Below are 311 nucleotides of genomic sequence, written 5' to 3' on the forward strand. Positions count from 1 at the left end.
TTGGTGACCCACTCGTACATCATCAGCGCCGTGTTGTAGCCCTCGATATGCGGGCTTGGCAGCATGGAGCCGAAGAAACCGCTGTCGGCCTTTTTCAGTTCGCCGATGGCGTCGGTGCCATTGATGCCGATGCCAATCACGTTTGCCGCTTTGAAGCCTGCGCTTTCGGTAGCGCGCACGCCGCCGAGCACGGTGTTGTCATTCATGCCGCCGATGATCAGGTTTTTCGCACCACTGGGCAGCTTGACCAGCGCCGAGTTGGTGGCGTCCATGCTGCCGGGGACGTCGAGGGTTTTCAGTGCGGCGGTGAG

Annotated in this window: 1 pseudogene; it reads right to left on the reverse strand. The window is 60.8% G+C overall.

From position 1 onward, the window contains the following. Window positions 1-311: pseudogene (locus AOA61_RS05630) on the reverse strand (arabinose ABC transporter substrate-binding protein); the annotation flags it as partial.

It is taken from the genome of Pseudomonas sp. 2995-1, from assembly GCF_002742505.1.
Classification (GTDB): domain Bacteria; phylum Pseudomonadota; class Gammaproteobacteria; order Pseudomonadales; family Pseudomonadaceae; genus Aquipseudomonas; species Aquipseudomonas sivasensis.